Source organism: Kitasatospora sp. NPDC059160, assembly GCF_042755465.1.
Classification (GTDB): Bacteria; Actinomycetota; Actinomycetes; order Streptomycetales; family Streptomycetaceae; genus Kitasatospora.
In genome coordinates this window covers 1-24,813 of record NZ_JBHZCN010000039.1, presented here as the reverse complement: position 1 = coordinate 24,813, position 24,813 = coordinate 1, and the positions used below count along the sequence as shown (strand labels likewise).

Here is a 24,813-nt window from a genome sequence, read left to right as displayed (position 1 = left end):
CGGGCGACCGACCGACCGACCGGCCGACCGGCCGACCTGCGAGCCCGTCCGGACCATGCGTCACACTGGTGCGCACCGTCCGGCGTCCCGGGCGGCCGGGCACAGGAGGGGGCAGCGGTGGGCAGCGACATCGTCGGGGAGTTGGCGGCGGCACTCGGGTGCGACGACCCGGCGGTGGTACGGATCGACCGCGACCACCACCGGCTCACCGTCCCGGTCGGACCGTCCGGGGACCGGTTCACCGTCGACGTCCTCGGCGACCCGCGCACGGCGGACCGGGTGGCCCACCTGCTGCCGGGCGGCGGTCTCAACGTCGCCGCCAACTACTGCACCGCCCAGGGCCGCAGCCTCGCCCGCTTCCTCGCCGACCACGGCTGCCTGGTGCTCGGCACCACCCCGCGCGAGGACGCGCTCACCCCCGAGCGGATCGGCCCCCGGTGCGCCGACTGGGGCCTGGACGGGCAGCTGGCCGACCTCGAACGGGTCGTCACCGCCGCCTGCTCCGTCACCGGCCTGCCGTACGAGCTGCTCGGCCACTCGGCCGGGGCCGCGCTCGCCCTGACCGCCGCCGCCCGGCTCGGCGGCGAGGGCCCGCGGCGGGTGCTGGTGCTCGACACCACCGGCCCGTACGACCGGGAGCGGGAGCCGGAACTGCTGGCCCGCGCCGAGGAGTTGCACGAGCTGCTCGAACAGCGGCTGACGGCGGGCGAGTGGACCGTCGACCCCGGACTCAAGGGCCTGTTCGCCCGTGCGAGCACCGCCCCGGACGCCCCGAGCGGGCTGCCCCGGCCGGTGGACGGCGCGGCACCGTTCAGCAACCTCGGGCTGCTGCACTACGCGCTCACCCGCACCCGGGACCTGCCCGGCCCGACCAACTGGATCCACCACCGCGGCCACAGCACCGGCGGCTACACCTTCGGCGCGGCCCCCGCCGAGGACCGCTTCGCCCTGGCCCACTCCCCGCTCCCGGTCTGGCAGCAGGCGGTCGCCCGGCTCGGCAGCGGCCTCCAGCCGACCGCGCTGCTGCGCGACCTGGCGGCGCTCTGGTCCGACCGGGCCGAACCCGAGCTGCTCGACTGGGCCGCGATCCGGGCCGAAGTGGTCTGGCTGAACGCCGAGTTCGGCCGCGGCGACCACGACCTCGGCGCCCGCCTGATCGACCGGAGCGGGGCCAAGGTCGACTACCGGGTGGTCCCGGACTACGGCCACGGCGACATGGTCTGGTCCGCCACGGCCGAACGCGACGTCTGGGGGCTGCTGCTTCCCCGACCGGGGCGGCGCCCGGGCCACCGGTGAGCACCGCAGGGGCGGACCAAGTCGGATCGGGTGAGCGGCCGTAGGGCCGGGACGGGGTGCGGGGTGGCAGGGCGTTCGGGCCGGACGGTCATGGTGCTGGGCGGCGGGGTGGCGGGCCTGACGGCGGCCATGGAGCTGGCGGAGCGCGGCTTCGAGGTCACCGTGGTGGAGCCCTCCGGGTGGGGCGGGAAGGCGCGGAGCGCCTCGGTCCCCGGGACGGGCTGCGGCGGCCGGCTCGACCTGCCCAGCGAACACGGGTTCCGGTTCTTCCCCGGCTTCTACCGGAGTCTGCCGGACACGATGCGGCGGATCCCGCTCCAGGGCTCGCCCTCGGGCGTCGAGGGCAACCTCCGGGAGGCTCCGGAGATGCTGTCCGCCCGGTCGGGACGGGTCGGGGAGACGGTCGCCGACGTCTCCCTGTCCGCCGGCCCGCGGACCCCGCTGCAGATCCTGCGGGCCCGGGGCATGAAACTGGGCGCCGAGGGCGAACTGAACGAGGAACTGCTCTACTTCGCCAACCGGATGCTGGTCTACATGACCAGCAGCGCGCAGCGGCGGCTGGGGCAGTGGGAGCAGACGTCCTGGTGGGACTTCACCGCCGCCGACGGCGCCTCCGAGGAGTACCGGAAGGTGTGCGTCGTGGGGGCGACCCGCACGGTGGTGGCGGCGAGGGCGGAGGAGTGCAGCGCCCACACCGTCGGCGGGTTCCTGGAGGCCTTCGGCTACGGCTTCCTCGGCCGGGGCGGGGCCCAGGCCGCCGACCGGGTCCTGAACGGCCCGACCAGCACCGCCTGGATCGACCCGTGGGTCCGGCACCTGGCGCGGCTGGGGGTGCGGCTGGAACTCGGCTGGCGGGTGGAGGGCCTGACGGTACGGGGCCGCACCGTGGCGGGCGCGGTGCTGCGCGGTCCGGGAGGCCGGCGCCGGGAGGCGGACGCCGACTGGTACGTGTGCGCGCTCCCGGTCGACCGGATCGGGGCGCTGCTGGCACGCGGCCTGGCCGAGGCCGACCCGGAGCTGAAACGGACGGCGGACCTGCGTACCGACTGGATGGTCGGCCTGCAGTTCTACCTCACCGAACCCACCCCGATCACCCGTGGGCACGTCATCTACCAGGACTCCCCGTGGGCCCTGACCTCCATCAGCCAGGCGCAGTTCTGGGACACCGACTTCGCCGCGACCTACGGCGACGGGACGGTGGCCGACTGCTTGTCGGTGGACATCTCCTCCTGGGACACCCCCGGCATCCTCCACGGCAAACCGGCCCGTGAGTGCACCCGGGCCGAGGTCGCCGCCGAGGTCTGGGCCCAGCTCGCCGACGCCCTGAACGACGGCCGTCGGCGGACCCTCCACGACGGCCTGCTCCACTCCTGGTACCTGGACCCGGCCGTCAAGAACCTCGACGGCCCCGGGCCCGCCACCAACGACGAGGCCCTGCTGATCAACACCACCGGTTCCTGGGCGCTGCGCCCGCAGGCGCGGACGGCCGCGGTGAACCTGTTCATGGCCGGGGACTTCGTCCGCTGCCCGGTGAACCTGGCCACCATGGAGGGTGCGAACCAGAGCGGCCGCTCGGCGGCGAACGCGCTGCTGGAGGCCGCCGGGCACGACGCCGAACCGGCCGAGGTGCACGCCCTGTACGAGCCGTCGGAGCTGCGCCGCCTGAAGGAGGTGGACGCCGCGCTCTTCCGGCAGGGCCGCCGGCACATCCTCGACACCCCGCCGCCCTGGTCCGCCCCCACGGCCCCCGACGCCCCCACCGCCCCTACCGCCCCCGACGGGCCGGACGCCCGCCTCAGTGGGACCGGTTGACGATCAGTCCGCACAACGCGTCGAGGTCCTCGACGGCCTCGGGCACCGCACCGGAGCGCTCCGCGAGGCTCCGCAGGCGGTCCCGGGCCGCGTCCGCGTACCCGGCCGCGCGCTCCTGCGTCCACCGGCGGCCGCCCGCCTCCTCCACCAGGCCGGCCAGCTCAGCCTCCCCGGACCGGTCGGGACCGCCCGGGGCGGTGTAGCGGCGGGCCAGCTCCTCGCCCGCCGCGGTGCCCGAGGCCATCGCGGCCACCACCGGCACCGAGAGCTTGCGCGCCCGCAGGTCCGCGAAGACCGGCTTGCCGGTGCGTGCCTCGTCGCCCCAGGTCCCCAGCAGGTCGTCCACCAGCTGGAACGCCATGCCCAGGTCGTGTCCGAACGCGGCCAGCAGCTCGACCTGTTCCGGTCCCCCGCCGCCGTGGAGGGCGCCCAGCCGACAGGCGCAGGAGATCAACGACGCCGTCTTGCCCGACACCATCTCCAGGCACTCGGACAGTCCGATGCGCGGCTCCGCCTCGAACAGCACGTCCAGTCCCTCACCCACCGCGAGCTGGATGAGGGTGTCCAGCAAGGCCTTCGACGCCGCCTCCGCCACCGCCTCGCCGCCGGCCTGCGCACCGCCGGCCGCCTCGGCACCGGGGCCCCCGAGCACCTCGAAGGCCAGCAGCAGCAGCGCGTCGGCCGACCGGGTCGCGGCGGCGGGCCCGAACACCTCCCACGCGGCCGCCCGGTGGCGACGGACCGCGTCGCCGTCCAGCACGTCGTCGTAGAGCAGCGACAGGTTGTGCACCAGTTCCACCACCACGGCGGCGGGAACCGCCCGCTGCGGATCCCCGCCCACCGCCCGGGCGCAGCTCAGGGCCAGGGCCGCCCGCACCTTCTTGCCCCCCTGCCGCGGATCCGCGGCGCCGGGTCCGGCACCGGCGCCGGACCAGCCGAACTGGTGGGCCGCCACCTGTCCGACCGTTCCCGTCAACTGCCCGGCCCAGTACCGCAACTGCGCGTCACAGGCGGCAGCTGCGCCCGCCAGGACCGACTCGGCCCGCGCACCGTCCGACCACACCTGCCTGCTCCCCCACCCGACCGGGCCGCCCGCCACCCCCGGCGCCACGGCATCCGGGCGAGCCTACGGGATCCCCGGGGCACCTACCGGGACGGCGGTGGGACGGCTACTCCTGCCGTTCCCCGGCAGCCGTCCGCACCGGCTCCGGGCGGGTGGGCCGCCACTGCGGGTGTTCGCGCTCGGCCCAGGCGCGCTCGACCAGGCCGGTGCGCATCCCGAGGCGTGACTCGCGGTCCCGCCAGGCCATCCGGACGTGCCCGGCGATCACCACGGCGATGGCGGCGGCCAGCCAGTCGTGCACGAAGGTCGCGCCGGTGCGCCAGGCCGGCGGGGCGAGGTGGGTGAGCCACATCAGCAGGCCGGTGCCGAGGATCACCAGCATCGAGCCGAGCGTCCACTGGGCGTACAGCTTCTGCCCGGCGTTGAACTTGCCGGCCGGGCGCCTCCCGGCCCGGGCCCGGGCGGCGCGCAGCCACTGGCGGTCCGCCGGGGTGAAGCGGCTCAGCCGGGAGAAGTCGGCGCGCAGCGCCCGGGAGGCGAGCCCGAGCAGCAGCGGCACCGGCAGGGCCAGGCCGCACCAGACGTGCACGGTGACCACCAGCGGCCGGTTGCCGACCAGGACGGCCAGCGGCCCGAGGTAGAGGCAGGCGGCCGTGGCCAGGCAGACGCCCATCAGCGCGGCGGTGGTGCGGTGCACCCAGCGCTCGGCCCGGGTGAAGCGCAGGACCAGTTCAGCTCGTCGGTGCATCGTCCCGCCCGTTCGACCGGCCGACCCAGGCGTCGACGTCGTATCCGTTGCCCTCCCAGTACCCCGGCTGGACGGAGTCCGTGACGGTGATCCCGGAGAGCCATTTCGCGGACTTGTAGAAGTACATCGGCGCGACGTAGAGCCGCACCGGCCCGCCGTGGTCGTGGCTGATCGGCTTGTCCTCCAGGCGCAGCGCGACCAGCACGTCGTCGCGCCGGGCCTGTTCGAGGGTGAGGCTCTCGCTGTACGCGCCGTCGAAGCAGTCGAAGCGCACCGCCTTCGCGCCCGGCCGGACCCCGGCGGCGTCCAGCAGGTGGGCCAGCGGCACCCCTTCGAACGGGGTGTCCGGCACCCGCCAGCCGGTGACGCACTGGACGTCTTTGACCAGCCGCCGCTGCGGCATGGCCTGGAGGTCGGCGAGCCGGTGGGTGGCGGGGCGCTCGACCAGGCCGCCCACGGTGAGGGTGTAGTCGGCGGCGGTCCGCTCGGGGACGGAGGTCACCACCGAGTAGTAGCGGAAGCCGTTGTTGCCGGGCAGCAGCCCGGACAGGCCGCTCGGGTCGCGTTCCGCCAGCCCGGACTCCACCCGCTGGAGGAACGGCCCGGCGGCCACGCCGAGCGCGCCGAGGCCGAGCAGCCCGAGCACCACCCGGCGCCCGACCGGGGTGCCCCGGTCCTCTTCGTCTGTACTGTCCACCCGACGATTCGACCAGGTCGGGGCGGTCCGGGGCCAGTGGCGGGGGCGTCCCGTCAGACTTTCGTCATCTCCGGCCCGCCCCCGCGCACCAGCCGGAGCGACAGGGCCCCGGCCAGGGCGCGCAGCGCCGGGACGGCCAGCACGCAGGCCAGCGCGGCGCCGTAGGCGGTGCGTTGGGCGTCCTCGCCGCCCACCAGGTAGAGCACCTGCCCGGCGGCCGGGACGGCCAGCCACTCCCACCGCCCGTCCAGCCCGACCAGGGCCACCACCAGCAGCCCGTACCAGGGGTAGCTGGGCGCGACCAGCAGCAGGGCCGTCCCGGTGACCAGCAGCGCGCCGCGCCAGGGGCGGGCCGGGTCGCCCCGGCGCAGCACCCACAGCACCACCGCGGCCAGCACCAGGGCGGCCGCCCACGGCGCCCAGCGGTCCGGCAGCAGCGCCCGCACCAGGCCGAAGCGCTCCAGGTGGCCCTGCTCGTAGCCCTCCTCCCGGAGGTAGCCGGGCAGGTAGCCCAGGACGCCGAGGCCGGAGGCCGCGACGTACGGGAGGTAGACCGCGGCGAAGGTGCCGAGGGCCGCGGCGGTCAGGACGAGGTCGCGCTTGGCGGGCCGCCGGGCGAGCAGGCCCGAGAACGCCCCGGGCAGGGCGAGCGCGGGCAGCAGTTTGGTCGCCACCGCCGCTCCGAGCAGGGCGCCGGCGGGCCCGGCCCGGTGGCGGGCCGCGCAGCCGAGCCCGGCCACCATGAGCAGCGCGCCGAGGGTGTCGACGTGGGCGTCGTTGACGGCCCACACCGTCACGCCCGGGCACCAGCCCCAGAGCGCGGCCCGCCGGCCGCGCCGGGCCAGCAGGGCGGTGGTGGCGACCGCCAGCAGGGCGCCGCCGACCTGAACGCCGCGCACCCCGGCGCCGAAGGGGTGCTCGGCGAGGAACCAGGCCTCGGCGACCGGCGGGTAGATGGTGTGCACGGCGGGCCGGTTGATCCGGGTGCAGTCCCCGGCCGCGGTGCGGTGCTCGTCCCAGGCCGTGCAGCCGCCGCCGACCGGGAACAGGCCGGGGTCGCGCAGCCGGAGCAGCGCCGGGTCGTCCGGGGCGTGGGCGTACGGGGAGGTCCCGGCGGCCTGGACCCGCCCGTCCCACACGTAGCGGTAGGCGTCGTCGCTGGTGCGCGGCGGCGCGAGCAGCCCGACGGCGGCGACCAGGACGCTCCCGGCCAGCACGATCGGTGCCACCCGGCGCTCCTCCACCCGCCGCAGCAGGAGCAGGGCGAGGGCGAAGAGGGCGGCGTCCAGGGCGTACCAGTCGTACAGCGGCGCCCGGTCGGCGAGCGTGCCGCCGCCGGTCACGGTCCCCGCGAGGGCGGCGACCAGGGCGGCGAGGGCGGCGGCGCAGGGCAGGGTCCGGGTGAGCACCGGGCGGTCAGTCACCGGGAACACCGGGCAGGCCGGTGGTCAGACCGTCCAGGGCGTGCGGGCAGGGGCATTCCCGGTCGGCGGGCAGGGCCTCCAGGGCCTTGAACAGGACGGTGCGCAGCCGGTCGACGTTCCCGGCGAAGACCTCCAGCACCTCCGCGTGGGTGACGCCCTCGCCGTTCCCCACTCCCGCGTCGTGGTCGGTGACCAGCGCCAACGAGCTGTAGCAGAGCCCGAGTTCACGGGCCAGTACGGCCTCGGGGTGCCCGGTCATCCCGACCACCGACCAGCCGTCGGCCGCGAACCAGCGCGACTCCGCCCGAGTGGAGAACCGCGGCCCCTCGATCACCACCAGCGTCCCGCCGTCCACCGGTTCCCAGGCCACCGAACGCGCCGCCCCCAGCACCGCGGCCCGCCCCGCCGGACAGTACGGATCGGCCATCGACACGTGCACCACCCCCGGCACCGATCCGTCCGGCAGCGGCAGCCCGTCGTAGTAGGTCTGCACCCGCCCCGAGGTCCGGTCCACGAACTGGTCCGGCACCACCAGCGCCCCCGGGCCGAACTCCGCCCGCAACCCGCCCACCGCACACGGCCCCAGCACCTGCCGCACCCCCAGCGAGCGCAGCGCCCACAGGTTCGCCCGGTAGTTGATCCGATGCGGCGGCACCCCGTGGCCCCGCCCGTGCCGGGGCAGGAACGCCACCCGGCGCCCGGCCACCTCCCCCACGAACACCGCGTCGCTGGGCGGACCGTACGGCGTCTCCACCCGCACCTCCGCCACTTCGTCCAGCAGCGCGTACAGCCCCGAACCGCCGATCACGCCCAGCTCGGCCCGGGAACTCTCCTGATGTACCGTCACGTTGGTCAACCTCTCCTCGGGGGTCCGGTCCCGACCACTGTAGGAACGGATCGGGGCGGACCGGGCGAAGCACGTCCTTACGGTTCCCGAACGTCGCGGGCGCCCCGGCGCCGGGCGCGGCGCAGCGTGACGGCGAGGGCGAGGGCGGAGGCCCCGAACAGAGCGGCGGTGACGGCGAGCCAGCGGCCGAGGTAGACGCCCTCCGAGAGCCCGGTGGCGCCCGGGTAGGGCGCGGAGAGGTCGAGGATCAGCGGGAACCAGACGAGCAGCAGCAGACCGGAGAGGAACGCCGGGACCCGCAGGAAGTTGATCCGGCCGACGGTCGGCGCGGGCGCGGCGCGGTGGCGCAGCACGGACCGGGCCGAGAGGTCGGCGAGCGAGTACAGCGGGAGCAGGATCAGGTCGTGGGCGACGGCGGCGCCGACGAACCAGACCGCCACCGCGAGCGGCCGGACCGTCACCAGCCGCTCGACGGCGTAGCCGGTCAGGGCGAGGGAGGCGAGCAGCACCAGCAGGTGCAGCGGTCCGGCACCGTACCAGCGGGTGAAGGCCGCCCGGCGGCTCCTCGGCCCGGTCATGCCCGCCCCGTCCGGAAGGTCAGGCGGCCGACCCATTTGGTGTTGTTCACACCGGGGTTGGCCGGGACGATGATCCGCGCGGGGTAGCCGTGGTCGAGCGAGAGCTCGGCGCCGTTGACGCGCAGGGCGAGCAGCGAGCGGGGGTCGCGGATCTGGTTGCCCCGCAGCACCACGGAGGTGTACGGGCCGGGCGGCTGGACCGACTCCACCAGGACGTTCGCGGCGTCGGGCAGTCCGGCCAGGGCGGCGAGGTCGGCGAGCGGCAGTCCGCTCCACTGCTGGTCCTCGGTGGACCAGCCCTCCACGCAGGCGATCGGCAGCCGGGCCGAGCGCTGCGGCAGGGCGAGCAGCTGCTCCCGGGTGAACACCCGGACGGGCCCGCTGCCGTGGAGCTCCAGCCGCCAGTCCGGCCCGACCAGCGCGGCCGTGACGCCGACGGCGGCCGCGGTCTTGTTGACCTGGAAGCCGTTCGGCCCCGAGTCCCGGTCCCGGTTGTGCGGCGCCAGCAGGGCGGTGCCCCGCAGCCGGCCGCCGATGCTCTGCCCCGCGGTCACCACCAGCAGCGCCAGGGAGCCGGACCCGACCAGCGCGAGCGCCCCTCGGCGGGCGATCGTCGGCGGGGCGGGCTCGGGCGCCACCAGCCCGTCGGCGTCCGGGGGTTCGGGCCGGGTGCCGGTCCGGCCGGTGCGCAGCTCGACCAGCAGCGAGCGGGACCGCAGGGCGCGGACCATCCGGCCCAGCCGGAGCGCGACGTGGACGGTGAACGCGGCGATGAACACCCACGCGCCGTAGAAGTGCAGGGTGTAGAAGGACCCCGGGAAGACGTAGTGGAGCTGGATGTTGAGGATGCCGGTGGCGAACTCGAAGACGGCGCCGCCGACAAGCATCAGCAGCGACAGCCGCTCCAGCGCGTGGGCCGCGCCGCGCACCGGCGGCCACTCGAACAGCTTGGGGATCACCGACCACAACTTGGCCAGCAGGACCGGCACCAGGACCACGCCGAGGGTCACGTGCACGCCCTGGGTGAGCCGGTACAGCCAGGACGGGCTGGTGGGCCAGTCGAACAGGTAGAAGCCGAGCACGCCCTTGTCCGGCGTCTGATCGTTGAGCGGGTCGAGGTCGGGGTTGTAGGCGGCGTACGAGAGGGCGCCGGTCACGAAGAGCACCGGGATCCCGAGCAGCAGCACCAGCCCGAACACCGAGGTCAGCCACGGCCCGCGGATCGGGCTGCGCCAGAACCGGGGCCGGAACGGTCCGGGCGGCGCGGGCAGGCGGTCGAGCCGCCCGGCGAGTGCCGCCGCCGCGCCGGACAGCCGGGCGGTGACCGCGGCGCCGCCGCGTCCGACGGCCCGGGCGAGGGCGCCCAGCGCGGCGGCGGGCCGTCGGGGCCGCTTCCCCGGCGGTTCGTCACCGTTGCGCGCCGTGTCCACCGACCACCTCCAGTCGCCCGGGGAGTCAGCGGGGCGCCGCTCGTCGGCCGCCTGCCACCGGGAAGGGAACGGGCGTGCGCCGACGGTCCGTTCGGCCGACGACGACCGGTCGGCCGCAGCCCGCCGGACAGCCAACCACCCGGACGGAGCGCTCCCGGTGAAGCCGCCCGGGACCGACCGGGCTATCACCCGGACGGCCCTGGCCCGGTTCACAGCTGCTCGGGCCCGGACCCCTCTCCCGCCACCCCTTCCGGGTATGTCATCATCGGAAGACATCAACTGATGACATCGGCTGGTGACATCCCTCGGCCGGCCGTGCCCCGGGGTGCCCGGGGCGGCGCACCGCCCCCGGTCCGAACGCTCGATCTATGACAAGGGAGGGCGCGTCCATGGAGACCCCGACGGGCCTGTCGACGCGACGTGAGCGGGCCCTGGTGCCCGTCCTGGTGTTCCTCAGCGCCGTGGTGGCGGTGATCAGCAGCCTCGGCGCCCCGATGATCCCGACCATCGCCGCCGTCGACCACGTCTCGCTCGCCGAGGCCCAGTGGTCGCTGACCATCACCATGCTGGTCGGCGCGATCGCCACCCCGGTGCTCGGCCGCCTCGGCGACGGGCCGGACCGCCGGACCGTCACCCTGGCGGCCGCCGCCGTGGTCGTGCTCGGCAGCGTGCTGGCCGCGCTGCCGCTGGGCTTCTGGTGGCTGATCGCCGGCCGCGCGCTCCAGGGCGTCGGCGTCGGCCTCACCCCGCTGGCCATCGCCACCGCCCGGGACGCCCTGCCCGCCGCGGCCTCCCGCTCGGCGGTCGCGCTGCTGTCCATCACCACCGTGGCGGGCGTCGGCCTGGGCTACCCGATCACCGGGCTGATCGCCCAGTCCTTCGGCATCCACGCGGGCTTCTGGTTCGGCGCCGTGATCAGCGGGCTCGCCCTGCTGCTCGCCGTCCTGGTGCTGCCCGCGGCGAAGCACCGCGAACGACGGCCGCTCGACGTGCCCGGCACCGTCCTGCTCAGCCTCGCCCTGGTCGGACTGCTGCTGGTGCTCAGCGAGGGCGAGAGCTGGGGCTGGGCCTCCGGCCGGCTGTGGACGGTGGCCGCGCTGTCGGTGCTGCTGCTCGCCGCCTGGGTCCGGCACGAGCTGCGCACCGCCCACCCGCTGGTCGACCTGCGCAGCCTGCGCAACCCCGTGGTGCTGAGCGCCGACGTGGCCGGCCTGGTCGCGGGCGTCGGGATGTACCTGCTGATCTCCCTGGTGATCCGCTACGTCCAGACCCCGACCGGCACCGGCTACGGCCTGGGCGCCTCCGTCGTGGTGGCCGGGCTGGTCCTGCTGCCCTTCTCCGCGGTCAGCCTGCTGTCCAGCAAGATGGTGCCCGTCCTCACCCGGCGCACCTCCTCCGCCCTCGTCCTGCCGATCGGCTGCGCCCTCTCGCTCGTCTCGATGCTGGCCTTCCTCTTCGCCCGCGACCACCTGTGGGAGCACCTGGTGGTGATGGGGATCGCCGGGCTCGGGGTGGGCTGCACCTTCGCCGTGATGCCGGGTCTGATCGTCGCCGCCGTGCCCGCCCAGGAGGTCGGCAGCGCGGTCAGCTTCAACCAACTGCTGCGCACCATCGGGTACTCCACCGGCAGCGCCCTGTGCGGCGCCGTGCTCCAGGCCCACACCGCGCCCGGGCAGCTGCTGCCCGCCGACAGCGGCTACCGGGACGCCGCGCTGATCGGCTGCGCGGTCTGGGTGGTGATCGGTCTGACTACGATCGTCCTGCCGCGGGTCAGTGCCGCGGCCGCCGCCCGGAACGGGGTGCGAGTGGACGAGGAGCTGATGGTGGAAGAGAGCATCGCCGACGCCGTGGCCGGCGAGGGCGAGGTACCCGTGCTGCGGGCGGGGACTGAACGGTGACCGCGCCGTCCGACGGGCCCGCGCCCCCGCGCCGCCGGGACGCCGCCCGCAGCCGCGAACTGCTGATCCAGGCGGCCCTGGAGCTCTTCGCCGAACGCGGCTACGAACGCACCACCACCCGGGAGATCGGCGAACGGGCCGGTGTCGACCCGGCGTTGATCGCCCGCTACTTCGGCGGCAAGACCCAGCTCTACCTGGCCACCGTCCAGCTCGAACTCGGCAACGAGCCCCCTGCCGACCTGCTGGAGGAGGAACGGCTGCGCACCCTGCTGGTGCGGCTCACCCAGCGCGGCCCCGGCCCGTCCTTCCAGGCCGCGGTGCAGCCCGGCGACAACACCGAGGTGCAGCAGGCCTCCCGCGCCTACCTGTACGGGCGGATGGTGGACCCGCTGCGCGAGCGCTTCACCGCCGAGGGGGTGGACCGGCCGCAACTGCGGGCCGAGCTCGCCGCGGCCGCCTTCGCCGGCATCGTGCTGGCCCGCTCCAGCGGGGCGTTCAGCGAACTCGCGGCGGCCGACCCGGAGGAGCTGCTGCCGCTCCTGCGCGACCTGCTGGCCGCCAGCCGCCCGAGCTGACCCCGCCCCCGCGGGGACCCCCGCGGGGACCCCCCGCGGGGACCCCCCGCGGGGCCGCTCGGAACGGCCGGCGCCGCCGAGCGGCCGGACCGGGCTCAGCGCTTCCAGGGGCGGGCGAACTCGTGCAGCGCGGCCTCCACCGCCGGGGCCAGCGCGTGGTCGTTCACCGGAGTGCCCGCCGGGTGGAGGAAGTGGTCCACGCCGTCCAGGGTGCGCAGGCCCGGGCCGGTGGTGTGCGCCCGGCCCAGGGCGCCGAGCAGCGGCGGCACGGTCGCGCAGGGCACGTTGGTGTCGGCGGTGCCGCAGGTGACGGTCACCCTGGTTCCGGGGCGCACCGCCCGGGCGGCGTCCGGCGGGTAGACCGCGTCGTCGCTGCGGACGAAGCGGGCGTTGTTCGGGCCGAACAGCGCGTTCAGCAGCCCGGCCAGCGGCGGCAGCAGGGCACCGGTGTCGGTGGGCCGGCCCGCCCGGAAGTCGGCGACGGCGGCGGCCACCCCCGCCTTGTTCGCTCGCGCCACCTCCTCGGTGAGCTGTCCGGCCGCGACCGCCTGGTCGAGCTGGTCACCGAGCTGGGCGGTCAGCAGGTCCAGCAGCCGCTCGTCCTGCGAGGCCAGCAGCGCCAGGCCGGCCGGCGCGGGCCGGACCGTACGGGCGACCAGCAGCGCCTGGAGCCCGCCTTCGCTGTGGCCCACCACCATGAGCGCGCGCCGGTCGGCCTCCGGCTGGTCCCGCAGGGTGGTGTAGGCCGCGGCCGCCTGGCGGGTGAAGGCGGGCAGGTCGAGCCGGCCGGGGTCGCCCTGGTAGGCGCCGGCGCCGGTGCGACCGGTGAAGTACTTGTCGAAGCGCAGGGTCATCACCCCGTCCGTGCCCAGGGTGCCGGCGACGGCGGCCAGGGTGCCCGGGGTGAGCGCGGGCGGCTCGTCGCCGTTGCGGTCGGTCGGGCCGCTGCCGGGCAGCAGCAGCGCGGCGGGCAGCCGCTGCCCGGCCCGGTGGGCGGGGACGTGCAGGGTGCCGTAGGCCGTGGTGCCGTCCGCGGTGAAGGTGACCTCGCGGTCGGCGGCGGGGACGAGCCCTCCCGGCTCCCCCGGCCCGGCCGCGCTCGCGGCGGGCGCGCCCAGACCCGTCGCGGTGACCGCGGCGAGCAGGGCGGCGGTCGCCAAGGTGCGCCAACGCATGCTTTCCCCCTGAAAGTTGAGATGCGGGCTTGCGCCGCTCAGGCTACGACCGGGCCGGCAGCGGGCCGCGGTCGGGGGTCCGGCGGACCCGGGCCTTCGGGGGTCTTGACCTCAAGGGCGCTCCAGCTCCTACGGTGATTCGCATGATCTTCACCACGACGGAGCGCGCGTACCTCTCCACCCAGCTGCTGGCCCGCCTGGCCACCCTCGGCCCCGACGGCAGCCCACAGGTCCGCCCGGTGGGCTTCCGGCTCAACGAGGACGGCACCATCGACATCGGCGGGCCCGGGATGGCCCGCAGCCGGAAGTACCGCAACGCCCAGGCGCGTCCCGAGGTGTCCGTGCTGGTGGACGACATGGCTCCGGCCGACCACCCGGTCACCGCCGGCTGGGGGCGCGGCATCGAGATCAGGGGCCGGGCGGAGGTACTGGCCGTGGACGTGCCACCGGTGGCGCCCGACCGGTTCAGCAAGGACATCGTCCGGGTGCACCCCCGTCGGATCATCACCTGGAACCTGGAGGCGCTCGGCAGCGCCGCCCGCGACGTCGGGTGACCGGGCGGGCCCGGCGGCACCGTCGTCGGGGGCGGAGTGCCGGGGTCAGAGCCGGAACATCGCGGTGTACGGCTGGGTGATGCGCTCCTGGCGCGATCCGAAGTCGACGAGCACCGCGATGTCTCCGTCACCCTCGACGGCGATGACCCGGCCGAGGCCGAACCCGTCGTGGGTGACCCGGTCCCCGACGGCGAAGTGCTTGCGCGGCGCCTCGGTCCGGGGCTTGAAGGGGCTGGTGGGCAGGGGGCGGCGACCTGCTGAAAAATTCGTCATTTGTCATTCAGTATGCGCCGCGACAGCACGGGTTCGGGCCCATTTCGACGTCACGATTTCGACGTCGTCCCGAAAAGTACCGCCATCGGGGGCAGCAGCCTGCTACAGTCGACTTAGTTGCAGTAGTGGTTCCCATGAACTTTGTGTGCGCCTGCTGATCTTGCAGGCGCATTTTTCGTTCCCCGGCTCTTCCCCGGTGGGCACTTCATGCGGTGACTCGAAGCACGCACCGTGCGTGCTCTCGGACAGTCCCTTGAAGGAGACTTTTAATGGCTAATGGCACTGTGAAGTGGTTCAACTCGGAGAAGGGCTTCGGCTTCATCGAGCAGGAGGGTGGCGGCCCGGACGTCTTCGCCCACTACTCGAACATCAACGCCAATGGCTTCCGTGAGCTGCTTGAGGGCCAGAAGGTCGAGTTCGACGTGACGCAGGGCCAGAAGGGCCCGCAGGCCGAGAACATTCGCCCGCTGTAGTTCACCCGCCACGGCACTCGCCTGGTGGTGAGGGGCCCGCACCGCGCACATGCCCGGGGCGGGCCCCTCGGCGTTCCCCGCCGCGAACGCCCACGGTTCGAGGTTCTGCGCGCCCGCCCCTCCGCGGTGCGGGCCGACTGCGGTGACGTACCCCGCACGGTCCGACCGTCCACGCTCCGCCCGTCACACTTCCGGCCCGTTCCCTGCGGTCTCCCCTGCGCCCCGCGCCACCGGAGCCTTCCTCGTGACGTGCCGCCCTGAGGAAGGTTCCCGCATGACCCGCTCCGGTCGCTCCTCCTACCGAGACGCAGACGTCCGCCCCACCACCGCTTCCCGCTCCGCCGGCCGGCCCTTCCGGGGCCGCCGCCCCGTCGGCCGGAACACCCCCCAAAGCCCCGCCGGACAGGGCGAGTTCGCACTTCCGGAGAGCTCCACCCCGGCGCTGCCGGCGGTCGAGTCCTTCACCGAGCTGGACCTGCCCCAGCCGCTGCTGTCGACGCTGACCCGCCAGGGCGTCACCACGCCGTTCCCGATCCAGGGCGCGACGCTGCCCAACTCGCTGGCCGGCCGCGACGTCCTCGGCCGGGGCCGTACCGGCTCCGGCAAGACCCTCGCGTACGGCCTCGCCGCGCTCGCCCGCACCGCCGGGCGCCGGGCCGAGCCGGGCTGTCCGCTGGTCCTGGTGCTGGTCCCCACCCGCGAGCTCGCCCAGCAGGTCACCGAGGCCCTCACCCCGTACGCCCGCGCCCTGCGGCTGCGGACGGCGACCGTGGTCGGCGGGACCTCGCTCAGCCGCCAGGCCTGGATGCTGAACCGGGGGGCGGAGATCGTGGTGGCCACCCCCGGCCGGCTCAAGGACCTCGTCCTGCGCGGCGAGTGCCGACTGGACCAGGTCGGCATCACGGTGCTCGACGAGGCCGACCAGATGGCCGACATGGGCTTCCTGCCGCAGGTCACCGAGATCCTCGACCAGATCGACCGGGGCGGCCAGACGATGCTGTTCTCCGCGACCCTGGACCGCGGGGTCGACGGCCTGGTGCGACGCTTCCTGACGGACCCGGTCACCCACTCGGTCGACCCGGCCGCGGGGGCGGTCGGCACGATGGAGCACCACGTGCTGCACGTGCAGAACTACGACAAGGGCGCCACGATCGCCCACATCGCCTCCCGCGACGGCCGGGTGATCATGTTCACCGAGACCAAGCACGGCGCGGACCGGCTGGTGGAGGAGCTGCTGGCGACCGGGGTGCGGGCCGCGGCCCTGCACGGCGGCAAGCTCCAGGCGCAGCGCACCCGCACCCTGGAGCAGTTCCGCACCGGCCAGGTGACCGCGCTGATCGCGACCAACGTCGCCGCCCGGGGCATCCACATCGACGGCCTCGACCTCGTCGTCAACCTGGAGCCGCCGACCGACCACAAGGACTACCTGCACCGGGGCGGGCGCACGGCCCGGGCCGGGGAGTCCGGCACCGTCGTCACGCTGGTGCTGCCCAAGCAGCGCCGCGGGACGGTCCGGATGATGAGCACCGCCGGGATCACGCCCGTCACCACCAGGGTCACCGCCGGTGACGAGGACCTGGCCCGGATCACCGGGGCCCGGGTGCCCAGCGGCGTGCCCGTCACCGTGCCCGACCCCGTGGTCGAGCGGTCGCGCCGCGGCCCGTCGGCGGGTCACGGCCGACGCGGCCGTCCTTCCCCCGGCTCCGGCAGCGCCCGCGGCACCGGCGGCGGCGGTCGGAGCACCGGTGGTGGCGGCCGGACGGCCACCGACCGTGACGGCCAGGGTTCCTCCGGCCACCACCACCGGGCACCCCGACGGCCCGCTCGCTCCGAGTAGCACCACCGGGCCCGCCGACCGTCCGACCGCACCCGGCCCACCCGGCGGCACCCCACCGCGCGCGGCCGCACCCGGCCCAGCCGGGCTCACCCGCCCTCGGCCGCCCGTTCGGCCAGCGCCCGGGAGCGGTGCTCACGGGGCGGGAGCCCGTACGCGGCCCGGAAGGCCCGGCTGAAATCGTCCGCGCGGGGAAAGCCCCAGCGGGCCGCGACGGCCTGGACGGCGGTGGTGCGCTGGGCGGGGTCGGCGAGGTCGCGGCGGGCGCGGTCCAGGCGTTGGCCGCGGATCCAGGCGGCGAGGGTCTCGCCGTCCGGCGCCTCCCGGGTGAAGACCCGGTGCAGGTGGCTGACGGAGACGTGGTGGGCGGCGGCGATCGTCGCGGGGGTGAGGTCGGGGTCCTGGAGGTTGCGCCGGACGAAGGCGCGCACCGCCTCGGCGAGAGCCCGGTGCCGGGTCTCCTCCGGGACGGCGGCCTCGGCCTCCAGCTCCCCGGCGACCCAGGCGGCGACCAGGTCGACCACGATCGTCCCCAGCCGGGCCGCCTCGGCCGGCCGCAGCGCCGTCGCCTGCCGGTCCAGCCCGACCAGGAACTGCGACAGCAGCGCCGCCGAGCCCTCCCGGGCGGAGAAGGCGCGGCCGAGCAGGTCGCGCAGCCGGTGCGGCGGCAGCGGCAGCAGTTCGGCCGGGAAGTCGACGCCGACCCCGGAGAGCCGGGGGACGGTGCCCCCGTCGGTCGGGCCGCCGAAGGTCCGCAGGTCGTACGGGTGCGAGCTGTCCACCAGGTGCAGGGAGCCCGGCCCGAGGGTCTCCGTCCGGCCGGCCCCGCGGGCCAGCGCCATGGTGCCCTGCTGGAGGAACGACAGGTGGTAGACGCCCGTGTCGGCCCGGCGCACCATGCGCTCCGTCCGCCGGAAGCGCACCGACGGGAACGACGTCCCGAGCAGGACCACCTCGCCCAGCTCGGCCCGCCGCAGCTCCGCCCGGAAGTCGCCGGCGTGGGCGCTGGTCGCCTCGCAGGCCCGGGTCCGTTCCAGCAACTCCCGCCAGCAGTCGAAGCGTTCGCTCGCGGGCAGCTCCTCGCCACGGAACACCGTCCCGGTCACCGCCGTCGCTTCCGCCGCCTCGGGCTCCTCCCCCACCGTCGCCGCAACACCGTCCAAGAGTCGGATCATCCCGCCGGGCGGGGCTGTGGATCGGACAGGCCCCGGGCCGCAGCCGCAGCCGGGGGAGCCTTGTCCAGGGAGACCGCGGGCAGCTCCCCCGGCCGCTCGGGGCGCTCGAACTGCTCCGGCCGCCCCGACTGCTCCGGATCGCCCTGCTCGATCCGGCCCAGCAGCCGGGCGACGGCGTCGGTGCGCTCGCGCAGCACCGCGACGTGCTCCGCCCGGTCCGCCTCGGTCATGGCCTCGGCGGGCCGGACCGGGATGCCCCGCTGCCGGGCGGTCGCGATCAGGCTCTCCCCGGCCTGACCGACGATCACCAGCGCGGCGGCGGCGAAGCAGCCCGCGTCCAGGGTGCGCGGCCGGCCGAGCAGGCCGCGGTGGACGATCTGGGCCGGAACGGTCAGTTCGTCCAGCCGCTGGTCGACCGAGCCGCGTTCGAGCGCCGCGAGGACGACCGTGGCCAGCGCCTCACCCGCCTTGGTGACCGCCCACTTGCGGCCGGGCACCGGCGGGAGGAACTCGCGGATCCGGTCCACGTCCTGCTCCAGGGCACTGGTGGTCAGCACCTCGAAGGCGTTGCGGGTACGGATCTCGACGACCTTGTCCCACTCGACCTCCTCACCGTCGAAACCGACCCGCACCGGCCCCAGGTGCACCGCGCCGTAGCCGTCGAGCAGCCCGAGCAGCTTGTGCGCCACGGCCGGCGTCCGGGGGTGACGGCCGATCAGCGTGCCCAGCGCGAGCTTCCACGGCTCGGTGGCCGGCACCGGAGGCGGGGCCACCGAGCCCAGGGCCGCCAGCGCCCAGCGCCCGCCCGCCGCGGACCGCCCGCCGCGCAGCACCGCCTGCCGGCCCGCCTCCCCCAGCTCGGCCGCCGCGCCCACCAGCCGTCCCAGCCCACCGGCCCACTCGACCCTGGCCACCCGCCCGTCCCCTCCACGCCCTGACGAAACCCACAGGTCGGACATGGTACGGCGAGCCCTCCGACCACCTCCGGGCACCTCCCCCCCCCGGGGTCTCCGGGGCCCGGGTCCGGCTCCCCGAGGTGCCGGATCCGGGCTTTCCGCCACCCGCCGACGCTCCGTCAAGGATGATCGCCGTGCGGACGGGCGGCGGCGGACCGGAGGGTTCGGGCACGCGCGCCGGGAGGGGGACCCGTCGCACCCGACCTGTACGATGTAATGCATGACAAGCACGAATGACCCTTACGAGCTGCACCCGGGTGTCCCCACCGTCGAGGTCTTCCGCCGCCTGCGCACCGACGCGGGCCTCTCCGACCGGGCCCCCGAGGACGTCGCGATCGGCCTGCCCAACACCTGGTACGGCGTGGTCCTGCACCACGAGGGCGAGCCGATCGGCATGGGCCGGATCATCGGCGACGGCGGCACCGCGTTCCAGATCGTCGACATCTGCGTCCACCCGGCCCACCAGGGCCGCGGCCTCGGCAAGCGCATCATGGCCGCCCTCACCGAGGAACTGGACCGCCGGGCACCCGCCACCGCCTACGTCTCGCTGATCGCGGACGGGCCCGCACGCCTCCTCTACGAGCGGTTCGGCTTCAAGGACACCGCGACCCACGACTCGATCGGCATGTACCGTCCGATGGCGGCGGGCTGACCGCCCCGGCCGCGGGGCGCGAGCCCGCACCCCCGTCTCCCGAGGAAGGGCGCCCGCCACGATGGACCACCCGCCGACCGCCCGGCCCCGCCGGTGGGCGGCCGCGGCCGCGGCCGCGCTGCTGCTGTTCGCGGCCCTGGCGGCCCTGCTGGCCGAGCACGGCTGGGCACCGTACGGCTTCGAGCGGGACGCCGCCGACTGGAGCACCGCCCACCGGCCGTCCGCCGCCCGGACGGCCGCCGCGGCGGTCACCTCGCTCGGCACCGGCGCGGTGCCCTACCTGCTCGCCCTGGCCGCCGGCGCTGTCACCGTCCGGGCCCTGCCCGCCCCGCGCCCCACCCGCCGGGCCGTCCTGCTGCTGCTCGCCCCGCTGCTCTGGCTGCTCGCCGGCCAACTGCTGCGCTACGGCCTCATGGCGGCCTGCGCCCGCCCCCGCCCACCGCACGCCGACTGGGCCACCGCCGCCTCCGGCTTCTCCTTCCCGTCCGGCCACTCCTTCACCTCCGCGCTCTGCGCCGGCCTGCTCGCCCTCGCCGTGACCCGCGCCCACCCGGCCGCCACCAGGGCCGCCGTCGCGGGCGCCCTGCTGTTCGCGGCGGCCGTCGGCCTCAGCCGGATCTACCTCGGCGTGCACTGGCCCCTGGACGTCCTCGGCGGCTGGCTGCTCGCCGCCGGCTGGCTCGCCCTCGGCACCGCCGCCCTGCCCCGGGTAGGCTCCCGCCGGGCCCGGCAGCCGAGCCCGGCGCCCTGACGGCGCCCGGCCGGCGCTCCGACGGCGCTCCGACGAAGGCCTGACGAACCCCCGGCGAACGGACTGTCACACGATGCCGGGCCCACCGCGTTACCAAGGTATGGATCAAGAATCGCGTGCGGCAGCGTCGCCCGAACCACCCTGGCCGGAGTTCCCGGACTTCGTCGCCGCCCGCGCCCGGCACCTGCTGCGCACCGCCTTCCTGCTCACCGGCGGTGACGCCCATCTCGCCGAGGACCTGGTGCAGGAGGCCCTCGGCCGGATCTACGTCAAGTGGCGGCGGATATCCCGGCTGGACAACCCCAGCGGCTACGCCCAGACCGTCCTGGTCAACACCTTCCTCTCCTACCGGCGCAAGCGCAGCGCCTCCGAGCGCGTCACCGACGAGTTCCCCGAGGTCGGCGTCGACGACCCGGACCCGGCGCTGCGGCTGACCCTGCTGCGCGCCCTCGCCGAACTCCCCGCCCCGGACCGCGCGGTGCTGGTGCTGCGCTTCTGGGAGGACCGCAGCGTCGAGGTGACCGCCGCCGTGCTGCGGCTGAGCAGTGCCGCCGTCCGCACCCGCTCCCGGCGGGCCCTCGCGCGGCTGCGCGCCGTGCTGGGCGAGGACCTCGACGCCGTCCTGAGCGGATCGACGGCGACAGGAAGCAGGACGGCGACGGACGGATCCCGCACGAAGACCGGCCCCGACGGCCCCTCCCGGAAGGCGGTGCTGCGCCATGCCCAGTGACGACGACGCATTCGCGGACGCGTTGACCGACGGCTTCGCCCGCGCCCTGCGCGGCGCCGCCGAGCTGGCCCCCGAGCCGGTGCACCACGCCCTGGCCGCGCAGGCCGAGCAGCGCGGCCGCCGGCGGCGGCGCAACCGCCGGGCCGTCCTCGCGAGCGGCCTCGCGGTGCTGGTGCTGGCCGGGGCCGGCGGCTTCGCGGCCGTCCGCGGCGGCACCTCCGGCCCGGTCGGCCCGGTCGGCCCGCCGGGCCCCGCCCTGCCGACGCTGTCCGACCAGGAGCTGAACGCGCTGTTCACCGAGCTGCTGCCGAAGGGCACGGTGACGGGCCTCACCGACCGCTCGCGCGGGATCGCCGACCCGCACCGGACCGGCACCACCCTGCTGTTCGACGACGGCGCGGGAGCGAGCATCCTCATGTTCAGCGCCCAACGGACGGACTTCAAGCCCGAGGTGAGCGCGGTCTGCATGGACCCGACCGACATGCCGCAGGACTCCTGCGACCGGACGGTCCGGCCGGACGGCTCGGTCCTGGTGATCGACAAGCTGCGCAGCCTGCACCCCGAGAACGGCCGGGAATGGCGGGTCACCTGGGCGTCCCCGGACGGCCGGCGGATCGAGTTCACCGAGTACAACGGGCAGCCCGCCACGGCGAACCGGCCGAACCCGCCGCTCGACGCCGCCCAGCTGACGGCCCTGGTCACCTCCCCGGCCTGGGACCGGATCTTCGCCACCCTCCGCCCGGCCGACGGCACCCCGGGGCCCGCCGCCGGCCTGACGCCCGCACCGACCGCCACCACTCTCGCCGGCCCGGGCCTGCTCGCGAAGCTCGTCCCGCTGCTGCCCGCCGGGGCCGAGGTGCAGAGCCAGGACCCGGAGCACGGCGCGCTCATCCTCACCTTCGAGGGCCGCACCAGCCGACTGGTGGTCAACGCGGACCCGCCGTCCCAGCGCGGCCGCGACGAGTTCGCCGGAATGGGCGGCGACCTGCCGACCCCGCTGGAGGTGCGGGAGAAGCGGCCGGACGGGGCGGTCGTCGTCACCAACCGCTTCGGCAACGGGAAGACCGCGACCGACCCGGTGCTGCACTGGCTGGCCGCCGTGCACTACCCGGACGGCAGCCGGGTGCAGATCTCGGAGGGCAACGGCGAGAACTCCTACACCTACCGCCCGGGCGATCCGGCGCTCGACACCGACCGGTTGAAGGCGATCGTGACCGACCCGGCCTGGCACCGCTGAGCGGGGGGAACCGGCGCTCCGGCACGGTGAGTTGACGCTCACCCGGGGCCGGGGCGCCGTTCCGGTGGCGGCACGGTCAGCGCAGCCCGCCGCCGCAGCCGGTCGGGACCTCCGGGGCCGGCGCGGTGCGGCGGGCGTCGAAGTCGGCGAGCCAGCGGAGCGCGTCGCCCGCCGAGGCGTCCCAGCCCGTGCCCAGGTCGACGGCGTCCTCCAGCGCGTGCCGCAGGCCGCCCGGGTCCTCCAGCGGGCCGGATGCTTCGGCGCGCTCGCCCACCAGGGCGACCCGGCCGCGGACCCGGCCCGCCCCGGCGGCCCGGTCCGGGACGGTCCAGGCGCGCCAGTCCCGGCCCATGGTCAGCACGTTGCGGGCGGCGTAGCCGATCTCCGGGAAGGCCGCGAGCACCTGCTCCAGGTCGACCCGGGTGCCGTCCAGGTCCGCTCCGCCGTACCGGTGGCGGGTCGCGGAGAGGCTGAGGTAACGGGAGTCGGGCAGCGGGAAGTGCGCCACCTGCCACTGCGCGCCGACCCAGCTGGTGGCGGCGCCGTCCTGCCAGCGGCCCGCGACCAGTTCCATCGGGAGAACGGTGTGGTAGACCGCGAGCCGCGACCGCGGGGTGCGGTCGGCCCACCGAGGGTCCCGGCGGACGACCGAGCGGGCCGTGCCGGAGAGGATCAGGGCGTCGCCGGTGACGCTGCGTCCGTCGGCGAGCGTCGCGACCACCGACTCGCCGTGCTCGGTGTAGCCGACCACCCGGCTGTCCGCGAGCAGTTGGACGGACTCCAGCTCCCAGCAGGCCTCCAGCAGCGGCTCGTAGACGTCCAGCCGGTGGGCCGTCGCGTGCGTCGGGCGGCCGTCGCCGTGCCGGGCGGGCAGGGCCATCGAGCTCACCGGCTCCCCGGTCGCGCCGTCCATCACCCGGAACTCGTCGATCACCAGGGACCGTTCGCGGACGGCGTCGCCGACGCCGAGCCGGTCCAGCAGCCGGAACGCGGGCGGCGCCAGCCGGACGCCCGCCCCGTCCCCGGTGAGCACCGGCCACTGCTCCAGGACGAGGACGTGATGGCCGCGCGCCCCCAGCGCAACCGCCGTGGCCAGACCGCTGACACCACCGCCGGCAACCAGAATTCGCATGCTTCCGATGATGGCTCCGGGGGGACGGACCGGGCGATGCGGTCACGTTGCCTGTGTCAGAACCTCCCGCCGAGGTGACACAGGACGAACTCCGAGGTTTGAAACGGGCGATGTCCGATTTGCGTGGTCGGTGCGCCGTGGCTCCCGCTCCGTACGCTCAGAACGAGCGGCCCATCCGCTCCATCGACACCATGCAGTGGGTCCACGGACGGACCCGGGCCCGCGCCGCGGCCACCACCTGGGCCACGTGCGCGGCGGCCGCCAGGGTCATGTGGCGGTGCCAGCCGTCGGCACCGCGCCCCTCGTAGTCGTCCAGGGCCCCGACGTGCGAGGCGGAACCGGCGAAGTCCTGCTCGACCCGCCGCGGGAGCTTCGCCAGCCGCAGCAGCACCCCGAGCGGCGTCGCCGTCAGGTTCGTCAGCCAGCAGCCGACCGGCTGCTCCTGCCCGGCGTCCCACTGCCCCAGCAGCAGCAGCGGCAGCCCGGCCCACTCCACCGGCACGCCGCCGACCAGGCTCCGGCGCACGGCGCCCGTCGCCGGGTCCGTCCACTCCACCGGCCGGCGGAGCATCCGGTGCAGTTGCAGCACCCGGGCGGCGGGCAGCGAGCGGCCGCCCCGGCCCGCACCGCGGCCCGCCCCCTGGTCCAGCACCGGCAGGGTGGCGGGGACGGCGGACAGCAGCGGCGCGCCCGCCCGCGCGTAGCGGTCGAAGACCGGCCCCAGCTCGGCCCCCGGGAGGTCCAGGACGACCGGGCGGGGCCCGATCGTGCTCGGGTCGCACACCCGGGCGGCCGCCGCGACGCACCCGGCCGCCGCCTGGCCGAACGGCACCAGGTGCCACCTGACCGGCACCGTGACGTCGCTGGCCACGCCCCACATGCCGATCGCCTGCCGGCCCTTCCGGGGGACCGGCAGCGCCTGCACCACCCAGGCGGTGAAGCGCAGTTCGTTGTCGGCGTGGCGCTGCAGCGCCCTGCTGACCGGCTCCCAGTCCCAGGTGGACGCGGCGATGAAGTGGTGCAGGCTCTGGGCGAGTTCGGGGCCGCCGACCTGGGCGGCGATGTTCCGGATCGACTTGCGGCCCTCCGCCGCGATCAGCCCGCGCAGGTAGAGGGCGCCCTTGGCGCGCTGGTCGCTGCGCGGCAGCGGGGCGAAGAGCACCTCGGACAGCTCGTCCAGGACGCCGCCGGCCGTCGGTCCGGGGTCCGTGGTGCCCGGCGGGCGGACGGACGGGGCACGATCGGACAGGGTGCGATCGGACTGCGTACGGCGGGCGGTCCGGCGCCGGGTGTCGGGCTCCGCGGGTCGAGTGAAGATCGTGTCCACACCAGCGCGAACGGTCATGGCGGCAAGCCTATTTCCCCTTCGCCCGGGGTGACCGAAAACCGCCGCCGCGGCCCCCGCCCCGGGGGGGCGGGGGGGGGCGCGCGCGGGGGGGGCCGGGCCGCGGGGGGGGGGGGGTTAAAAAAAAAACACCACACCCACCCGAGGGGTAAAAACGG

24 protein-coding genes are annotated in these 24,813 nt (G+C 75.6%); 11 read left to right on the top strand and 13 right to left on the bottom strand.

The genetic code is table 11. The annotated features are described in order from the left end of the window. Positions 1-117: 117 nt before the first annotated feature. Both ACFXOZ_RS18650 and ACFXOZ_RS18645 read left to right on the top strand, forming a co-directional pair. Entirely contained in the window at positions 118-1,296 is a 1,179-nt protein-coding gene (locus tag ACFXOZ_RS18650) for a thioesterase domain-containing protein (RefSeq protein WP_380591492.1), read from the top strand. 63 nt (positions 1,297-1,359) lie between these two features. Further along, positions 1,360-3,108: an FAD-dependent oxidoreductase gene (locus tag ACFXOZ_RS18645; protein ID WP_380591490.1), complete on the top strand. Its 1,749-nt coding sequence runs from the start codon at positions 1,360-1,362 to the stop codon at positions 3,106-3,108. On the opposite strand, the gene ACFXOZ_RS18640 is transcribed toward ACFXOZ_RS18645, so the two are convergent. The 7 genes from ACFXOZ_RS18640 to ACFXOZ_RS18610 form a co-directional block, all read right to left on the bottom strand. Further along, entirely contained in the window at positions 3,092-4,171 is a 1,080-nt protein-coding gene (locus ACFXOZ_RS18640) for a polyprenyl synthetase family protein (RefSeq protein WP_380591488.1), read from the bottom strand. The genes ACFXOZ_RS18645 and ACFXOZ_RS18640 overlap by 17 nt on opposite strands. A gap of 106 nt (positions 4,172-4,277) precedes the next feature. Then, entirely contained in the window at positions 4,278-4,919 is a 642-nt protein-coding gene (locus tag ACFXOZ_RS18635; protein ID WP_380522986.1) for a cytochrome b/b6 domain-containing protein, read from the bottom strand. Next, the gene (locus tag ACFXOZ_RS18630) at positions 4,903-5,616 is read right to left on the bottom strand and encodes a molybdopterin-dependent oxidoreductase (protein ID WP_380591486.1); all 714 of its coding nucleotides are present in this window, start codon (positions 5,614-5,616) and stop codon (positions 4,903-4,905) included. Before ACFXOZ_RS18630 ends, ACFXOZ_RS18635 begins: the two co-directional genes overlap by 17 nt. 53 nt (positions 5,617-5,669) lie before the next feature. Further along, the gene (locus ACFXOZ_RS18625) at positions 5,670-7,040 is read right to left on the bottom strand and encodes a glycosyltransferase 87 family protein (protein ID WP_380591484.1); all 1,371 of its coding nucleotides are present in this window, start codon (positions 7,038-7,040) and stop codon (positions 5,670-5,672) included. After that, positions 7,033-7,887 carry an S-methyl-5'-thioadenosine phosphorylase gene (locus ACFXOZ_RS18620; RefSeq protein ID WP_380591482.1) on the bottom strand — a complete coding sequence of 285 codons (855 nt, stop codon included), beginning with the start codon at positions 7,885-7,887 and terminating at the stop codon, positions 7,033-7,035. Before ACFXOZ_RS18620 ends, ACFXOZ_RS18625 begins: the two co-directional genes overlap by 8 nt. A 77-nt stretch (positions 7,888-7,964) precedes the next feature. Continuing rightward, positions 7,965-8,465, bottom strand: coding sequence for a hypothetical protein (locus tag ACFXOZ_RS18615; protein ID WP_380591481.1), 501 nt, complete (start codon positions 8,463-8,465; stop codon positions 7,965-7,967). After that, positions 8,462-9,778 (bottom strand): molybdopterin-dependent oxidoreductase, encoded by a 1,317-nt coding sequence (locus tag ACFXOZ_RS18610; protein WP_380523006.1) that lies wholly within the window; start codon positions 9,776-9,778, stop codon positions 8,462-8,464. The genes ACFXOZ_RS18615 and ACFXOZ_RS18610 overlap by 4 nt, the downstream gene beginning before the upstream one ends. 506 nt (positions 9,779-10,284) lie before the next feature. On the opposite strand from ACFXOZ_RS18610, the gene ACFXOZ_RS18605 reads away from it, so the two are divergent. Then, on the top strand, positions 10,285-11,793 hold the full coding sequence (locus ACFXOZ_RS18605) for an MFS transporter (RefSeq protein WP_380591479.1): 1,509 nt from the start codon (positions 10,285-10,287) through the stop codon (positions 11,791-11,793). After that, on the top strand, positions 11,790-12,368 hold the full coding sequence (locus ACFXOZ_RS18600) for a helix-turn-helix domain-containing protein (protein WP_380522981.1): 579 nt from the start codon (positions 11,790-11,792) through the stop codon (positions 12,366-12,368). The genes ACFXOZ_RS18605 and ACFXOZ_RS18600 overlap by 4 nt, the downstream gene beginning before the upstream one ends. Positions 12,369-12,463: 95 nt before the next feature. Here the strand turns inward: ACFXOZ_RS18600 and ACFXOZ_RS18595 are convergent, their stop codons facing one another. Then, positions 12,464-13,543: an alpha/beta hydrolase gene (locus tag ACFXOZ_RS18595; RefSeq protein WP_380591477.1), complete on the bottom strand. Its 1,080-nt coding sequence runs from the start codon at positions 13,541-13,543 to the stop codon at positions 12,464-12,466. Between the two features lie 143 nt (positions 13,544-13,686). Here ACFXOZ_RS18595 and ACFXOZ_RS18590 point away from each other — a divergent pair, with 143 nt between their 5' ends. Beyond that, positions 13,687-14,097: a PPOX class F420-dependent oxidoreductase gene (locus ACFXOZ_RS18590; protein WP_380522979.1), complete on the top strand. Its 411-nt coding sequence runs from the start codon at positions 13,687-13,689 to the stop codon at positions 14,095-14,097. Positions 14,098-14,142: 45 nt separating this feature from the next. On the opposite strand, the gene ACFXOZ_RS18585 is transcribed toward ACFXOZ_RS18590, so the two are convergent. Beyond that, a complete protein-coding gene (locus tag ACFXOZ_RS18585; protein ID WP_380400328.1) occupies positions 14,143-14,370 on the bottom strand; it encodes a hypothetical protein in 228 nt (75 codons plus the stop codon). A gap of 269 nt (positions 14,371-14,639) precedes the next feature. On the opposite strand from ACFXOZ_RS18585, the gene ACFXOZ_RS18580 reads away from it, so the two are divergent. Both ACFXOZ_RS18580 and ACFXOZ_RS18575 read left to right on the top strand, forming a co-directional pair. After that, positions 14,640-14,843 (top strand): cold-shock protein, encoded by a 204-nt coding sequence (locus ACFXOZ_RS18580; RefSeq protein WP_045694210.1) that lies wholly within the window; start codon positions 14,640-14,642, stop codon positions 14,841-14,843. A 274-nt stretch (positions 14,844-15,117) separates the two neighbouring features. Continuing rightward, positions 15,118-16,680, top strand: a complete 1,563-nt coding sequence (locus tag ACFXOZ_RS18575) for a DEAD/DEAH box helicase (protein ID WP_380591475.1) — start codon at positions 15,118-15,120, stop codon at positions 16,678-16,680. A gap of 86 nt (positions 16,681-16,766) precedes the next feature. Here ACFXOZ_RS18575 and ACFXOZ_RS18570 read toward each other — a convergent pair whose 3' ends face one another. Beyond that, entirely contained in the window at positions 16,767-17,840 is a 1,074-nt protein-coding gene (locus ACFXOZ_RS18570) for a helix-turn-helix domain-containing protein (protein WP_380591474.1), read from the bottom strand. 8 nt (positions 17,841-17,848) lie between these two features. After that, positions 17,849-18,766, bottom strand: coding sequence for a hypothetical protein (locus ACFXOZ_RS18565; RefSeq protein WP_380591472.1), 918 nt, complete (start codon positions 18,764-18,766; stop codon positions 17,849-17,851). A gap of 262 nt (positions 18,767-19,028) precedes the next feature. Between ACFXOZ_RS18565 and ACFXOZ_RS18560 the strand changes: the two genes are divergently transcribed. The 4 genes from ACFXOZ_RS18560 to ACFXOZ_RS18545 all read left to right on the top strand — a co-directional run bounded on the left by ACFXOZ_RS18560 (position 19,029) and on the right by ACFXOZ_RS18545 (position 22,178). Beyond that, complete coding sequence (locus ACFXOZ_RS18560; RefSeq protein ID WP_380591470.1) at positions 19,029-19,460, top strand: GNAT family N-acetyltransferase; 432 nt, start codon at positions 19,029-19,031, stop codon at positions 19,458-19,460. A gap of 61 nt (positions 19,461-19,521) precedes the next feature. Beyond that, positions 19,522-20,211 carry a phosphatase PAP2 family protein gene (locus tag ACFXOZ_RS18555; RefSeq protein ID WP_380591468.1) on the top strand — a complete coding sequence of 230 codons (690 nt, stop codon included), beginning with the start codon at positions 19,522-19,524 and terminating at the stop codon, positions 20,209-20,211. A 100-nt stretch (positions 20,212-20,311) separates the two neighbouring features. After that, positions 20,312-20,941, top strand: coding sequence for a SigE family RNA polymerase sigma factor (locus ACFXOZ_RS18550; protein ID WP_380522974.1), 630 nt, complete (start codon positions 20,312-20,314; stop codon positions 20,939-20,941). Then, positions 20,931-22,178 (top strand): hypothetical protein, encoded by a 1,248-nt coding sequence (locus tag ACFXOZ_RS18545; protein WP_380591466.1) that lies wholly within the window; start codon positions 20,931-20,933, stop codon positions 22,176-22,178. The genes ACFXOZ_RS18550 and ACFXOZ_RS18545 overlap by 11 nt, the downstream gene beginning before the upstream one ends. 76 nt (positions 22,179-22,254) lie before the next feature. Here the strand turns inward: ACFXOZ_RS18545 and ACFXOZ_RS18540 are convergent, their stop codons facing one another. Both ACFXOZ_RS18540 and ACFXOZ_RS18535 read right to left on the bottom strand, forming a co-directional pair. After that, positions 22,255-23,310: an FAD-dependent monooxygenase gene (locus ACFXOZ_RS18540; protein ID WP_380591464.1), complete on the bottom strand. Its 1,056-nt coding sequence runs from the start codon at positions 23,308-23,310 to the stop codon at positions 22,255-22,257. Positions 23,311-23,467: 157 nt separating this feature from the next. Next, on the bottom strand, positions 23,468-24,655 hold the full coding sequence (locus ACFXOZ_RS18535; RefSeq protein WP_380591462.1) for a transposase: 1,188 nt from the start codon (positions 24,653-24,655) through the stop codon (positions 23,468-23,470). Positions 24,656-24,813 lie beyond the last annotated feature (158 nt).